General features: G+C 61.3%; 13 protein-coding genes. 8 read left to right on the forward strand and 5 right to left on the reverse strand.

The annotated features are described in order from the left end of the window. Positions 1–9 precede the first annotated feature (9 nt). Entirely contained in the window at positions 10–1,176 is a 1,167-nt protein-coding gene (locus RX328_RS06835; protein WP_057857527.1) for an acyl-CoA dehydrogenase family protein, read from the reverse strand. A 128-nt stretch (positions 1,177–1,304) separates the two neighbouring features. On the opposite strand from RX328_RS06835, the gene RX328_RS06840 reads away from it, so the two are divergent. Together RX328_RS06840 and RX328_RS06845 are read left to right on the forward strand one after the other, a co-directional pair. Then, positions 1,305–2,228 (forward strand): LysR substrate-binding domain-containing protein, encoded by a 924-nt coding sequence (locus RX328_RS06840; RefSeq protein WP_213254095.1) that lies wholly within the window; start codon positions 1,305–1,307, stop codon positions 2,226–2,228. Positions 2,229–2,488: 260 nt separating this feature from the next. Beyond that, positions 2,489–3,130, forward strand: coding sequence for an alpha/beta fold hydrolase (locus RX328_RS06845; protein WP_213254094.1), 642 nt, complete (start codon positions 2,489–2,491; stop codon positions 3,128–3,130). A gap of 31 nt (positions 3,131–3,161) precedes the next feature. Here the strand turns inward: RX328_RS06845 and RX328_RS06850 are convergent, their stop codons facing one another. Further along, entirely contained in the window at positions 3,162–3,950 is a 789-nt protein-coding gene (locus RX328_RS06850; protein ID WP_213254093.1) for an SRPBCC family protein, read from the reverse strand. Positions 3,951–3,961: 11 nt separating this feature from the next. After that, complete coding sequence (locus RX328_RS06855) at positions 3,962–4,564, reverse strand: winged helix-turn-helix domain-containing protein (RefSeq protein ID WP_249726918.1); 603 nt, start codon at positions 4,562–4,564, stop codon at positions 3,962–3,964. 550 nt (positions 4,565–5,114) lie between these two features. On the opposite strand from RX328_RS06855, the gene RX328_RS43255 reads away from it, so the two are divergent. The 4 genes from RX328_RS43255 to RX328_RS06875 all read left to right on the forward strand — a co-directional run bounded on the left by RX328_RS43255 (position 5,115) and on the right by RX328_RS06875 (position 7,610). Further along, positions 5,115–5,501, forward strand: coding sequence for a MarR family winged helix-turn-helix transcriptional regulator (locus RX328_RS43255; protein ID WP_410734015.1), 387 nt, complete (start codon positions 5,115–5,117; stop codon positions 5,499–5,501). 195 nt (positions 5,502–5,696) lie between these two features. Beyond that, positions 5,697–6,113 carry a Bug family tripartite tricarboxylate transporter substrate binding protein gene (locus RX328_RS06865; protein ID WP_213254091.1) on the forward strand — a complete coding sequence of 139 codons (417 nt, stop codon included), beginning with the start codon at positions 5,697–5,699 and terminating at the stop codon, positions 6,111–6,113. Positions 6,114–6,130: 17 nt separating this feature from the next. After that, positions 6,131–6,571: a Bug family tripartite tricarboxylate transporter substrate binding protein gene (locus tag RX328_RS06870; RefSeq protein WP_213254090.1), complete on the forward strand. Its 441-nt coding sequence runs from the start codon at positions 6,131–6,133 to the stop codon at positions 6,569–6,571. Between the two features lie 22 nt (positions 6,572–6,593). Then, positions 6,594–7,610 (forward strand): methyltransferase, encoded by a 1,017-nt coding sequence (locus RX328_RS06875; protein WP_213254089.1) that lies wholly within the window; start codon positions 6,594–6,596, stop codon positions 7,608–7,610. Positions 7,611–8,297: 687 nt separating this feature from the next. On the opposite strand, the gene RX328_RS06880 is transcribed toward RX328_RS06875, so the two are convergent. Further along, a complete protein-coding gene (locus RX328_RS06880) occupies positions 8,298–9,572 on the reverse strand; it encodes a cytochrome P450 (RefSeq protein WP_213254088.1) in 1,275 nt (424 codons plus the stop codon). A gap of 32 nt (positions 9,573–9,604) precedes the next feature. Beyond that, positions 9,605–10,876, reverse strand: coding sequence for a cytochrome P450 (locus RX328_RS06885; RefSeq protein WP_213254087.1), 1,272 nt, complete (start codon positions 10,874–10,876; stop codon positions 9,605–9,607). A gap of 309 nt (positions 10,877–11,185) precedes the next feature. Between RX328_RS06885 and RX328_RS06890 the strand changes: the two genes are divergently transcribed. Beyond that, on the forward strand, positions 11,186–12,358 hold the full coding sequence (locus RX328_RS06890) for an isovaleryl-CoA dehydrogenase (RefSeq protein ID WP_213254086.1): 1,173 nt from the start codon (positions 11,186–11,188) through the stop codon (positions 12,356–12,358). Between the two features lie 195 nt (positions 12,359–12,553). Beyond that, on the forward strand, positions 12,554–13,711 hold the full coding sequence (locus RX328_RS06895) for a DUF898 family protein (RefSeq protein ID WP_213254085.1): 1,158 nt from the start codon (positions 12,554–12,556) through the stop codon (positions 13,709–13,711). The last annotated feature ends 13 nt before the right edge of the window (positions 13,712–13,724 follow it).

Genomic DNA, 13,724 nt, shown 5'->3' on the forward strand with positions numbered 1-13,724 from the left:
CTGACGTTCTCAGTAGGAGCGGGGCAGGCCGAGCACATGCTCGGCGACGTAGGACAGGATCAGATTGGTCGAGATCGGCGCCACCTGATAGAGCCGCGTCTCGCGGAACTTGCGCTCGACGTCGTATTCTTCCGCAAAACCGAACCCGCCATGGGTCTGCACGCAGGCGTTGGCTGCTTCCCAGGAGGCATCCGCCGCCAGCATCTTGGCCATGTTGGCTTCTGCGCCGCAATCGAGCCCGGCCTCGTATTTGCGGGTGGCTTCCTTCACCATCAGCTCCGCCGCGCGCATCGCGGCGTAGGCTTTCGCGATCGGGAACTGGATGCCCTGGTTCTGCCCGATCGGGCGGCCGAATACGGCGCGCTCCTTGGCGTAGGCGGTGGCCTTCGCAATGAACCATTTGGCGTCGCCGATGCATTCGGCGGCGATCAAAATGCGCTCGGCGTTCATGCCGGAGAGGATGTAGCGAAAACCCTTGCCCTCGTCGCCGATCAGGTTCTCGGCCGGCACGCGCATGTCCGTAAAGAACACTTCGGTCGTGGCGTGGTTCATCATGGTGCGGATCGGGCGGATTTCGAGGCCCTTGCCCTTGACCTCGCGCATGTCGACGATGAACACGGACAAGCCATCGGTGCGCTTCTTGGCCTGCTCCTTCGGAGTGGTGCGCGCCAAGAGGATCATCAGGTCGGAATGTTCGGCGCGGCTGGTCCAGATCTTCTGGCCGTTGACGACGTAGTGGTCGCCGTCGCGCTTGGCGACGGTCTTCAGCGAGGAGGTGTCGGTGCCGCTGGTCGGCTCGGTGACGCCGAACGCCTGCAGTCGCAATTTACCGCTAGCGATCCCGGGCAGGTACTTCGCCTTCTGGGCATCGTTGCCGTGCCGCAGCACGGTGCCCATGGTGTACATCTGGGCGTGGCAGCCGCCGCCGTTGCAGCCCGCCCGCTGGATCTCTTCGAGGATCGCAGCTGCGGCCGACAGTTTTAGCCCGGAGCCGCCGTATTCCTCGGGGATCAGCACCGAGAGGTAACCGGCCTCCGTGAGCGCGTCGACGAACTCCTTCGGATACGCCATTTGGCGATCCAGCTTGCGCCAGTACTCGCCGGGGAACTGGGCGCAGAGCTTTGCGACGGCGTCGCGGATGTCGTGGAATTCGTCTTGTTGCTCTTGTGCGGTCATTGGGTTTTCTGGCGATGGATGCGGGTTGATGTCAATTGCTTAGGGATGCGGAACGTTGTGAAACTGCGGCTGAGCACCTATGCTGAATTGTTATAGCGTATGAACCTGCCTTCGAAGATTGGCAAGTAATGGATATCCGGCAGCTCAGGACCTTCAGTTGCGTGGCGGAGCTCGGCAGCCTCAGCAAGGCCTCCGATACGCTGCGGGTGGCGCAGCCGGCGCTGAGCCGCCAGATCAAGCTGCTCGAGCATGAACTGCGGGCCGAGCTGTTCACGCGGAACGGCCGCGGCATGGTGCTGACGGAGGCCGGCCGGCTGCTGCTGGCGCGCACCGCCGGCATCGTCCGGCAGATCGATCAGGTGCGCGACGAGATCCAGTCCGCCGGCGGCCCGCCCTCGGGCCGGGTGGTGCTTGGGCTGGTGCCGACCGTGAGCTGCGTGATTTCGGCGCGGCTCGCGCGGCGCACGGTCGACAAGTATCCCGGCATCTCGCTCTGCATCGTTGAGAGTTACAGCGGCCATTTGACGGAATGGCTGCACCGCGGCGAGATGGATCTGGCGCTGATCTACGGGCCGTCGAGCGACCTGCATCTTTCCGTGCAAAGCCTCGGCCGCGATCCCATCGTTGCCGTCGGACCGCGCGGCAGCGGGCTGTCCGAGAGGAAGCAGGTCGATATCGGCTGGCTGCTGAAGCAGCGCCTCGTGCTCCCCAGTCATTCGCACGGGCTCCGGGCGCTGATCGAGCAGGCGGCGGCGAAGAAGAAAATCAAGCTCGACGTCAAGCTGGAAGCCGATTCCTTCCGCGTGCTGACCAGCCTTGTCGAGGAAGGGCTGGGGTACACGCTGCTGCCGCCGTCCTCGGTGCGCCACGAAGTCACCAGCGGCCGGCTGGAAACTGCGGCGATATCAAAACCGTCGCCGATGCGCGAACTGACCCTTGCGTCTCCCATCGATCATCCCGGCTCGACTGCAATTGCGCTCGTGAGCGATCTGCTTCGCGACGAACTGATCGCTTGCCGCGAAGCGGGCCTCTGGGACATCAAGCTCGCCTGAGCCGATGTGCGGGCCTTAAGCGCTGGCTTAGAGGAAAACGGCCGGGTGCGGCATTCTCATCTGGCTACTTCTGTCATGCCGCAATTGTATAGGGGGTGGCGGTGGCAGGGTGGGAACTGATTGGCAGGCAGCCAAGCTCGAATTGAAGCGAGCTCGATGAAAACGCGATGGTTGGCCACGAGCTTGGCGTAGCGAACTTGTGCGCTCGCAACGCTCGGCGGTATCATAGCGCTGAGCATAATTTAGTTTGCGGAATTCGTATGAGCCTCAATTTCGTTCTTGTACCCGGTCCGTTGGTTCGGGCGTCGAGCTGGGAGCCTACAGCACAAGAGTTGCGAAAATCAGGACACGATGTTCAGACGCCAGATGTGCTCGACAACCAGCCGCCGCCGGCTTGGCGTGATTGGACGTCCCACCTGCTCCAGCGCATCACCTCGTGCCACGAACCGATATTGGTCGGTCACAGCTCTGCAAGTGTGCTGGTCGCAGATCTCGCGCGCAGGCTACCCTGCCGTGGCGTTGTTATCGTCGACGGAGAGGTGCCGCCATCGCGAGGCGCTGCCTCGCCCGTCCGACCTGCTCTGCGGGATTTTATAAGAAGCATCGCAGCCAGCGACGGAACGCTTCCGATCTGGTCACGATGGTTCGCGGGCGATATCAAGCGCACGTCCCTCGTTGGCCTGGACCTCTTGGCGAGAGACCCGATCGCCTTCTCGTGGGACCACGTTCCGGTCGGGTTCATTCAATGCTCGCCCATTTACGATCACGCAACCCTGGAAGCGCGACGGCGGGGATGGCCAGTAACAACGCTGAAAGGCACGCATCTGCATCCGACGCTGCAACCGGCCGAGACTATGCACGCCATCCTGTCGATGTCGCGCCAACTTGCTAACGCCCCGTAGTGGCTTGCCGGAATGACCGAACCGTCAGCCGCTACGTCTGTGGTGGGAATTCACGATCGAGCCAACGCCGCCAATCGGCCTCGACGTGATTGGCCACAGCGCGCCCGGCCTCTCCGAAGAGGTAGAGACGGACCGTCAGCAGGATAGGCCCTCCGATCGGCATGGCAAAGAGATGTGCGATGCCGGGTGCGGGGTGTTCGAGCCGCAATTGCAGTCCTGGCCACTGAGGAGGACTGACGTTTTCCACGATGCCGCGTAGCTCGGGCACTCCAGCCGGTGTCGCAAAGCGTGTGCCGGCGCTTGCGTCAGCTAATCCGAGCGGACCGACCAGGCGACTCCAGGCATCGCTGCCATTCGACATCGCGGACAGTGCCACTGTCGTCGAGTGTTGCCCACGGAATTGCTCCAGATAGAGCCGCAGGTTCTGGAAGAATGCGATCCAGCCGTAGGTGTGCCCCTCGAACTGGTCATCCCAATCGTCCGTATTGGCGAACCAGCTATGAACGACCCGGACCACACAGGTGCCGCCGTCCTTGGCTTCGACGGTCCACTCGGTGGCTACTGTGCCAGGTCCTTCCTCTGTTTCGGCGACGAAACGCTTGGCCGGCTCCCAAGCGGTGATCTTGGCCTCGGAATCCATTCCCGGACCAAAGCTCGATTTGGTTTCGCCGCCGACCTTTTCGTCCAACGTCGTCGGCACAAACCACGACGAAATGCCGGGACCCGTCGCGATCGCCTGCCATACCTCTTCGGGTGTGCCGGGGACCTCAACCTTGGCTTCGACGCTGCGACGGCCAGACGGTTCCTTCTTCACGGGCATGGTCTGTCCTTTCAGTGGGACGTTTGAGGGAAGGGATGAGACACGATCACCAATCGATGGTTACGGCCTCCCGAAGCGTTCGCATCGTGGTAGCGGCTGACCAGCTCGGTGATGGCTTGTGTCAGCTCACGCGTGAACGCGGCGCGGGCAGCAGGCGAGGCGAAGCGAATTTCTGTATCGATCGACAAGGTCGCAAGCTGCTTGTCGGCTTTCCGCGCACGTTTCCAGAGATCGCCGACTTCGCGAACGATCCGGGCGCCGAGTGCGATCAGATAGCTGGCCGCGAGCTGATCCTTGCTGCGCTTCGGATCGGCTGCGACCGCGCCTAACGCCTCTGGCGAAACAACGAACGACTTGGCCGATAACACCAATAGCCGCTCGGTCAATCCGCCCCACTGCCGTTCGTCCGCGACCTCGACCAACCTGCAGGCTTCGAGCGCGCGCAAATGATAGTTCACCTTCTGACGAGGCAGCCCCAGGCGCGTCGCCAGGATCGCCGCCGACGCGGGCTCTGCGAGTTCGGCCAGCAACGCGCTTCGAATAGGGTCAAGGGCCGCAACTGCAACCGCCGGATCGCTGATCACTTCGATATCGATCATGGCGGTAGCGTACATTGACAAATTTTTTTGTCAAGAAGCGACGCGGACAGTTGCGTTCGGCCGCAGTCTTACCCGACGCGACTGTGCACTGTCATCCGAACGGAGTTGTCGAACCTGCGCAAGCGAATTGGCGATGCTCTTCCTGCCACAAAGGGGAATCGAACGCTGTCGGCGGCGATGTCCGCATTCGAAGGTCACGCAGATAGAGGATAGGGCAGGGCCAAGGTCCGCGTTTGATCAAACCAGACGTCTGCATCGAGTAGGTCCCAGACGCTGATAGATCCCTCCCGTAGTGAGTGGGGAAACAAAGCGCAGGTCCTTGGCGCGTCGTAAGCGAGCCCCGGCGAGATTCGCGCAGGACAGCCATTGACAACGGATATAGTATGTATTCTTATCATTAGTATTCTTATCTATTGAGTGAACCATGCACGAGACTCGCTCTGGACGGACCGAAAAGTCTCCGGTGCTCCCCTCGCATAGGGTGCCCGCTCACTTAGCCCGCCGATTTCATCAGATTTGTCTTGGTGTCACGGCCGAAACTCTCGTGCACGAAGCATTGACGCCCATGCTTTGGGGAGTCTTGTCCGCCGTTCTAGAGGAGCCGGGAAGCGGCCAGCGGCAGCTTGCGGCCCGCATGGGTGTCGATGCGGTCACCTTCGGCCAAATGATCGAATTTCTCGAGCAGAAAGGCCTGGTCAAACGGGAGATCGATCCCGATGACCGACGGGCGCGCCAGCTCTACGGAACGAGGCGGGGCGCTGACTTGCGCCACCGGTTGCGCCCGTCCCTGCTCGCCGCGCAGGAGCGCCTGCTGGCCCCACTCTCGAAAGCCGAGCGCACGGCCCTTCTGGATATGCTGGTGCGCCTGATCGAAGCTCACGATTCCTACGCCCGTCCCGGCAACGGTCGACGAAAGCCGCGACGCAAATCCGATACCAAACCGACGACATAGGAGGCGGCGATGATGGTGCTCCAGCGACAGACGATCAGCTCAAGTCCATGGGTCCGTTTTTTCGATCTGAAATCGCGCAAAATAGCGATGGGTGCAAGTGCTGCACGACGATTGCTTTCCCTGATTATAGTCTCGGGCTGCGCTGCGGTTCTTGCTGTCCCAGTGCCTGCACACGCTGACTGGCCCGAACGTCCGGTGAAGCTGATTGTGACGTTCCCGGCCGGAAGCGCCAACGATGCGGCGGCCCGGATATTCGCCGACTCGCTCGGCAAGCAATGGGGCAAGCCGGTCATCGTCGAAGCCAAGCCCGGTGCGGAAGGCACCATCGGCGTGGGTTCTTTCGTCGCCAGTCAGGACGACCACGCCCTTCTGTATACGGTTGCTGGATCGGTCACCGTTGCGCCCTTGCTAATCGACAAGTTGCCCTACGATGTCGACCGCGATCTGGAGCCGATCGCTGCCACGACGGCGATCGTCCTCACTCTCGCAGTCAGCAACGATCTGTCGGTCCGCAGCATTCCGGAATTGATCGATGTCCTGAGATCAAATCCCGGCAAATATGCCTGGACGTCCGGACCGACCCTGCCGCGAACGTCTTTGCGGCGTTCCTGAAGCGGAACGGCTTGCAGATGAACTTCGTCAGTTATCGCGATGCATCGCAGCCCCAGGCCGACCTCGGCGAAGGCCGGATCCAGGCCTTGGTGACATCACTGACGGCGTCATCCTCCCCGGTGCAGTCCGGAAAGGCACGCTTTCTTGCTGTCATCAATCCGACGCGCGCCGCTGCCTTACCCAACCTTCAGACCGCGCGCGAACTCGGGTACCCCGAACTTGAAATAGACGGGTTAGCCGGCATTTTTGGCAACAAGGCGATGCCAGAAGCGTTGCGAAATCGCGTCGCTGCCGACGTCGCCGCGATCTCTCGCGAGCCTGAGGTTCGCCGAAAGCTGGAGGCCGGCGGTCACACTGTCCTCAACGGGACGACCGAAGAGCTGAAGGCGGCAATCGCGCGGCAACGCGCATGGCTCGGCGAGATCACCAAGCTCATCGACATTCGGAACGCGCAATAGCGCAAAACAAAAGGAGCCGTCCATGCCCTCGCCTACGTCGGCTCTCAAGCTTTTCGACCTCGTCCAGTCCCATCGCGTGACGGCGATAATTTACGTCGCAGCCAAGCTCGGGATTGCCGAGTTGCTGCGTGGCGGTCCGCAGTCCCTCGACGCGCTCGCGAAGGCAACAGGTGCGGATCAACACGCGCTTGGACGCCTTCTGACAGGACTTTCGACCATCGGCGTGTGTGCGCGGGCCGACGACGAGCGATATTCATTGACGGAAACTGGCACGGCACTGGACGGCGCTGCCGACCATTCCGTCAAGAGCTGGGTCATCTTCGAAGGCGAAATGCTTTCCAAATCATGGAGCGGACTGCTTGAGTCCATCGTGACCGGGAAAACGGCCGCGCAGCTTCTGGGCCTGAGCAACAGTTTCGATCTGATGTCGCGCACCCCGGAGAACGTACGCATATTCAACGCGGCAATGGCGGACCTGACTCGTCTGGTCACACCGGACATCCTTTCGGCCTATGATTTTGGCCGCATTTCACATCTGATGGACGTGGGGGGCGGGTCGGGCGAACTGATCGGAGCCGTCGCAAGGCAGTATCCACGGCTTCGCGGGACGGTTCTCGATCTTCCCAGATGTGCCGCAATAGCGAACGATCATTTTCAACGCATGGGTGTCAGTGATCGGGCAAGCTTCCTAGCTGGCGACTTCTTCAAAACGGTTCCAGCCATCGCCGATGCCATTATCCTGAAAAGCGTGATCCACGACTGGGATGACGCACGCAGTGGCGTAATCCTCAAAAATTGTCGCCAAGCCCTGCCGAGAGATGGGACGTTGCTGTTGGTCGAACGAATCATGCCGGATTCGCCGACCGTCAAAGATGAGGACAAAGCGCACGCGATGAGCGACTTGAATATGCTTCGCGGCCCGGGAGGTCTTGAGCGCACGGAGAAAGAACATCGCCATCTTCTCAACGAAAATGGATTCCGACCGGAATCGATCTACCCGGCAGGCCGCTTCAGTGTGATCGAAGCGAGCGTTGGTTGAGAACGATCTGATGGCTTGCAGACTGCTGCCGAGTCTCAAGTCGCGAGAGCCGTCGATCTCCAATTCCGTCTACCGGTTTTGCTAAGGTCGGCTTGGCCACTTCCGTGGCTGGCACTTTTCGGACCTGAGCGTTCAGGCTGACGATATCCGTTTACGAGGGCACAGCGGACTTCTTTTTTGGGCGCGTCCAGGTCCGTTGTTGACCCGAAGCGCACTCTCGACCGCAACAATACGGTGCATCTTATTAAGCCATAGTCGCAGGAGCGCTAATGGACTTCAACGAATGGACTGAGTTCGAAGCAAACCGAATTGTGCACATGGGGGCTCTTACCCCTGAAGAGCGTGTCCAGATCGAAGGTGCCATTAGAAAAGCATTTTGCGCACGGCCGAGATGGCCTTACAGAACGCGATCCGCCCCGTGCTGTTTCTTCCTGAGGCCCCCTCTAATCCATAAACGCCATCTCCATATCCCTTTTGTGGCCCTCAGCCGACGTTGCGGGGGAGATCAGCCTTTAATTCAGGGGCGGACGTGGGGCCGGGCCAGCCCGCGGATCAGCGGGAGGCCGCGGCAAACCCTATGCAGCTACGCTGCCGATGAATGCCTTGGTCACGTCTGCTTCTCCAGCCGCGCCGGTAAAGCCGTTGCGTTGATCGCTTCCGCGAGTCCAGGCGGCTTGAGCTCTCTGCTCACCCGGGAATGCGAACCGGCAATTGCTCGATGCCGCGCACGAAGCTCGAATAGACCCGCTTCGGCTCGCCGACCACCTCGATGCGATCGAACCGCTTGAGCATCTCCTCCCAGACGATCTTGAGCTGCAGCTCCGCGAGCCGCATGCCGACGCAGCGGTGAATGCCGAAGCCGAACGACAGATGGGTGCGGGGGCGGGCGCGGTCGATGATGAATTCATCAGGCCGCTCGATACCTTCCTCGTCGCGGTTGCCCGAAACGTACCACATCACGACGCGATCGCCTTTCCTGATCTTTTTGCCGCCGATTTCGGTGTCGACCAGAGCGGTGCGGCGCATATGGGCGAGCGGCGTCTGCCAGCGGATCACTTCCGGAACCATGGAATCGATCAGCGCGGGGTTCTCGCGCAGCTTCTGATACTGATCCGGGTGTTCGTTCAGCGCCAGCACCGAGCCGCTCATCGTGTTGCGGGTGGTGTCGTTGCCGCCGACAATCAGCAGGATAATGTTGCCCATCAGATTGTCGGGGTCCATGTGCCGGGTCGCGTCGCTATGCGCCATCATCGACAGCAGATCGTTCTTCGGCGGCGCATTGACGCGCTCGTTCCAGAGTTTTGAGAAGTAGGCGTAGCATTCATCCATCTCCCGGCGTCGCTGCTCGGGCGATTCCACAACGCCGCTCTTGGGCAGCGCGGTCGAGACGTCGGACCAGCGCGTCAGCTTGCGCCGCTCCTCCCAGGGGAAATCGAACAGCGTCGCCAGCATCTGCGTTGTCAGTTCGATCGAGACGCGCTCGACGAAGTTGAAGGTCTCGTTGCGCGGCAAATTGTCCAGCACCTTTTGCGAGCGCTCGCGGATCAGTTTTGCCAGCTCATCCAGATGCGTCGGCGTGAACATCGGCGACACCGTCTTGCGCTGCGCCGAGTGCCTGGGCTGGTCCATCGCGATGAAGCTGGGATAATCGTAGCCGGGCGGCACATCGCGGATCGAGATGCCGCCGAGCGTGGAGTCGGAAGAGAAAATGCCGTGGTTGGTGTCGACATGCATGATGTCGTTGTACTTGGTCACCGACCAATAGGGCTCAATCGGCGAGTTCTCGCAGTAGTGTACCGGCTCTTCCTTGCGCAGCCGCTCGAACCACGGCCACAGCGTATCGTTCTGGAAAAGTCTTGGCGCACCGGGATGAAAGGCCTTCAGCGGCGTCGAGTAGGCCTCCTCGCGTGCGGCGCGCAGCAGCTCTTGTCTGTCGGCTCTGATGGCAGTCTGAACGTTCATTGTTCGATCATCCCGGGTGAGCGTGAGCGCGGCTAGGCGGCGATGCGGACCGGCAGGGTCTCGTAGCCCTTGACGAAACTCGAATATACCCGCTTCGGTTCGCCGATCACTTCAATATTATCGTACCGCTTGAGGATTTCTTCCCAGATAATCTTCAGTTGCAATTCCGCCAGCCTGATTCCGACGCAGCGGTGGATACCGAAACCAAAGGAAAGGTGGGTGCGGGGCCGGGCGCGGTCGATGATGAACTCATAGGGACGGTCGATCACCTCCTCGTCACGGTTGCCCGAGACGTACCACATCACGACCTTGTCGCCCTTCCTGATCTGACGCCCACGGAATTCGATGTCTTCGAGCGCGGTGCGGCGCATATGCGCCAGCGGCGTCTGCCAGCGGATCACCTCGGGCACGAAACTGTCGATCAGATCAGGGTTTTCGCGGAGCTTCCGATACTGTTCCGGATTCTTGTTCAGCGCATAGACGCTGCCGGAGAGCGTGTTGCGGGTGGTATCGTTGCCGCCGACGATCAGCAGGATCAGATTGCCGAGGAAATTCTTCGGGTCCATGTCGCGCGTCGCGTCGCTATGCGCCATCATCGACAACAGGTCGCTCTTCGGGGGCTGGTTGATGCGCTCCTTCCACAGTCTTGCGAAATAGGTCGCGCATTCCAGCAGCTCGGCCTGCCGCTGGTCCTCGGTCTCGACCAGGCCGCCGGGATGCGGAATCGTGGTCGCGATGTCGGACCAGCGCGTCAGCTTGCGGCGATCTTCCCAGGGGAAGTCGAACAATACGGCGAGCATCTGCGTGGTGAGCTCGATCGAGACCTGATCGACCCAGTCGAACACCTCGTTCTTTGGAAGATTGTCGAGGCATTCGGCGGAGCGCTTGCGGATGTTGATCGCGAGCTGGTCCAGATGCGTCGGCGTGAACATCGGCGCCACCGTCTTGCGCTGCGCGCTATGGCGAGGCTGGTCCATCGCGATGAAGCTTTCGCGGCGAAGGTCCGGCGGGACGTCGCGGATGGTGATGCCGCCGAGCGAGGCCGCCGACGAGAACACCGCGTGATTGGTCTCGATATCCATGATGTCGTTGTACTTGGTGATCGACCAATACGGGCCGAACATGCTGTCCTTGCAGTAATGCACCGGCTCTTCCCGGCGCAGCCGGTCGAAATACGGCCAGAATGAATCGTTTTGGAACAGTTCGGGATTACCGACATCGAAATCGGCCAGCGGCATCGACTGAGCCGTGTCGCGCGCGGCGCGCAGATGAGAATCTCCGGCGAGATCGATGGTTCCGTGCATGAGCCGCTCTCCCTGATTCCCCGTGCGAAGCATACCGAACGGGTGATGTTTTACCCTATTACATCCCGAGCCGTGTCCCGGCGCAAGAGCGAGTTGGCCGCAGCGCAGTACCGCCCGATCTTGGGCAGCCGCAAGTATTTCGCCTCGTGACAAGCTTAGCTTCGAAGACGAGAGCCCGGTTCTGATTGGATCAGAACCGGACTCTAGGCTTTTGTTTTGACGCGTTTTCTTGACGCGAACCGGTGTCCACTTCGCTCGAAAACGCTATAAGTCTGTTTGAAACAACGTTTAATTCGCCGGGAGGCGGCCATGATTCCCAACGCCCATCGGATGTTGAATTTCGATCTTGGCGAGACTGCGGACGCAATTCGCGACACGGTGCATGCGTTTTCGCAGAACGAAATCGCCCCGCGCGCCGCCGAGATCGACCGCAGCAACCAGTTCCCGCGCGACCTCTGGCCCAAGATCGGCGCGCTCGGCCTGCACGGCATCACGGTCGAGGAGGAATATGGCGGCGCCGGTCTCGGCTATCTCGAGCACTGCATTGCGGTGGAAGAAATATCTCGCGCGTCAGCCTCCGTCGGGCTGTCCTATGGCGCGCATTCCAACCTCTGCGTCAACCAGATCCGCCGCAATGGCAACGAGGCGCAGAAGCGCAAATATCTGCCGAAATTGATCTCCGGCGAGCATGTCGGCTCGCTCGCGATGTCGGAGCCGGGCGCCGGCTCGGACGTGGTCTCGATGAAGACCCGCGCCGAGAAAAAGGGCGATCGCTTTGTGCTGAACGGCAACAAGATGTGGATCACCAACGGTCCGGAGGCGGACACGCTGGTGGTCTACGCCAAGACCGACCCTAACGCTGGCCCGCGCGGCATCACCGCCTTCCTCATCGAAAAGGGCATGAAGGGATTTTCCACCGCACAAAAGCTCGACAAGCTCGGCATGCGCGGCTCCGACACCTGCGAGCTGCTGTTCGAGGACTGCGAGGTGCCCGAGGAGAACGTGCTGAGCGAGGTCGGCCGCGGCGTCAACGTGCTGATGAGCGGCCTCGACTATGAGCGCGCGGTGCTGGCGGCGGGGCCGATCGGCATCATGCAGGCCTGCATGGACGTGGTGCTGCCTTACGTGCACGAGCGCAAGCAATTCGGCGAGCCGATCGGCAGCTTCCAGCTGGTGCAGGGCAAGATGGCCGACATGTACACCACGATGAATGCCTCGCGCGCCTATGTCTATGCGGTGGCCAAGGCCTGCGACCGCGGCGAGACCACGCGCGAGGACGCGGCCGGCGCCATTCTCTACGCGGCGGAAAAAGCAACGCAGTGCGCGCTCGACGCCATCCAGCTGCTCGGCGGCAACGGCTATATCAACGACTACCCGACCGGGCGGCTGCTGCGCGACGCCAAACTCTACGAGATCGGCGCCGGCACCAGCGAAATCCGCCGCATGCTGATCGGACGGGAGCTGTTCGAGAAGACGGCGTAGCTCCTACGCGTTCTCCTCGCTCTTGCGGGGAGAAGGTCGGGATGAGGAGCTCTCTCAACGCAGGTGATCCAATGTGGCGCGACGGCTCCGCCCAACCTCAAACCGGTAAGCTTCGACGCACCTGTGGGACTTGGGTCACACAACGGCCGGCAAATCTGTGGTTTGATCCGCTACCGTTCGCGCTGGAGTTGAACCATGAACCAGATGAGCTGGCCGCCGCAGGTGCCGCCACCGATGCCTTTGTCCGTGCCGCCGCCGATGCCGGTGGCGTTTTCGGGCAGTCGCGGCGAATTCTTCGATCTGGTCAAGCGCGGCGCTGGCCTCGAGTTCGTCACCCTCGGCTTCTACCGGTTCTGGCTGCTCACCGACATCCGCCGCCATCTCTGGGCCAACACCCATGTCAATGGCGATGCCGCGGAATACACCGGCCGCGGCAAGGAATTGCTGATCGGATTTTTGGTCGCGCTCGCGATCCTGGTGCCGGTCTATCTCGGCTATTTTCTGATCGGCCTCGAGGCCGAGCATATCCAGGCGTTTGCCAGTATTCCGCTGGTCGCCTTCTTCTATGTGTTCGGGCAGTTTGCGATTTATCGCGCGCGCCGCTACCGGCTCACGCGCACGGTGTGGCGCGGCCTGCGGTTCTGGATGACCGGCTCGGGCTGGATATATGCCTTGCAGGCATCGCTGTGGGGCCTGTTGTCGGCGGTGACCCTTGGGCTGGCGCTGCCGTGGCGCACGGCGGCACTCGAACGCTACAAGATGCGCCACACCTTCTACGGCGACCTGCAAGGCAGCTTCGAGGGCCGCGGCTGGGAGTTTTTCAAGCGCGGCTGGTGGCTGTGGCTGTTGGCGCCCGTCGCCATGATGGTGTATCCGCTCGCGCCGTTTATCTACGGCGCGTTCAAGGCGATCGAATGGCGCTGGTGGCTCTCGGGTATCCGGTTCGGCGGCGTGCGTGTGGAATCGTCCTTGCCCAAGAGCGCGCTGATCGGCCTGTACTGGAAAGTCATCGGCTGGATCGTGGTGCTCGCATTGGTGTTCTCGGCGTACCTGGCGCTGTCGGCGGCATTGGTCGCCAGCATGAGCGGCGATTCATTCAGCGAGTTTTTCAAGTCGCAGGAATTCGCGAAAAGCATCCCGCTTCTGGTGCTCGTCGGCATCGGCTATCTCGCTTTCGCGCTGGCGATGAATATCGTGATCCGGGTCTACCTGTTGCGTGACCTCTGGGTCAGGGTGCTCGGATCGGTCAATGTCAGCGGTATCGAGGCAGCCGCCAACGTTTCGGCGCGCGGCGGAATGGCCAGCGCGCTCGGCGAAGGATTTGCTGACGGTCTCGATGTCGGCGGCTTCTAGGCTTAAGAGCTCT

Source organism: Bradyrhizobium sp. sBnM-33 (assembly GCF_032917945.1).
Taxonomy (GTDB): domain Bacteria; phylum Pseudomonadota; class Alphaproteobacteria; order Rhizobiales; family Xanthobacteraceae; genus Bradyrhizobium.

Excerpts from the sequence above, each read along its gene's own strand:
- RX328_RS06835 (WP_057857527.1), bottom strand. The coding sequence starts at position 1,176 with ATGACCGCACAAGAGCAACAAGACGAATTCCACGACATCCGCGACGCC.
- RX328_RS06875 (WP_213254089.1), top strand. The coding sequence starts at position 6,594 with ATGCCCTCGCCTACGTCGGCTCTCAAGCTTTTCGACCTCGTCCAGTCC.
- RX328_RS06845 (WP_213254094.1), top strand. The coding sequence starts at position 2,489 with ATGAGCCTCAATTTCGTTCTTGTACCCGGTCCGTTGGTTCGGGCGTCG.
- RX328_RS43255 (WP_410734015.1), top strand. The coding sequence starts at position 5,115 with ATGCTTTGGGGAGTCTTGTCCGCCGTTCTAGAGGAGCCGGGAAGCGGC.
- RX328_RS06840 (WP_213254095.1), top strand. The coding sequence starts at position 1,305 with ATGGATATCCGGCAGCTCAGGACCTTCAGTTGCGTGGCGGAGCTCGGC.
- RX328_RS06880 (WP_213254088.1), bottom strand. The coding sequence starts at position 9,572 with ATGAACGTTCAGACTGCCATCAGAGCCGACAGACAAGAGCTGCTGCGC.
- RX328_RS06870 (WP_213254090.1), top strand. The coding sequence starts at position 6,131 with ATGAACTTCGTCAGTTATCGCGATGCATCGCAGCCCCAGGCCGACCTC.
- RX328_RS06895 (WP_213254085.1), top strand. The coding sequence starts at position 12,554 with ATGAACCAGATGAGCTGGCCGCCGCAGGTGCCGCCACCGATGCCTTTG.
- RX328_RS06855 (WP_249726918.1), bottom strand. The coding sequence starts at position 4,564 with ATGTACGCTACCGCCATGATCGATATCGAAGTGATCAGCGATCCGGCG.
- RX328_RS06890 (WP_213254086.1), top strand. The coding sequence starts at position 11,186 with ATGATTCCCAACGCCCATCGGATGTTGAATTTCGATCTTGGCGAGACT.
- RX328_RS06885 (WP_213254087.1), bottom strand. The coding sequence starts at position 10,876 with ATGCACGGAACCATCGATCTCGCCGGAGATTCTCATCTGCGCGCCGCG.
- RX328_RS06850 (WP_213254093.1), bottom strand. The coding sequence starts at position 3,950 with ATGCCCGTGAAGAAGGAACCGTCTGGCCGTCGCAGCGTCGAAGCCAAG.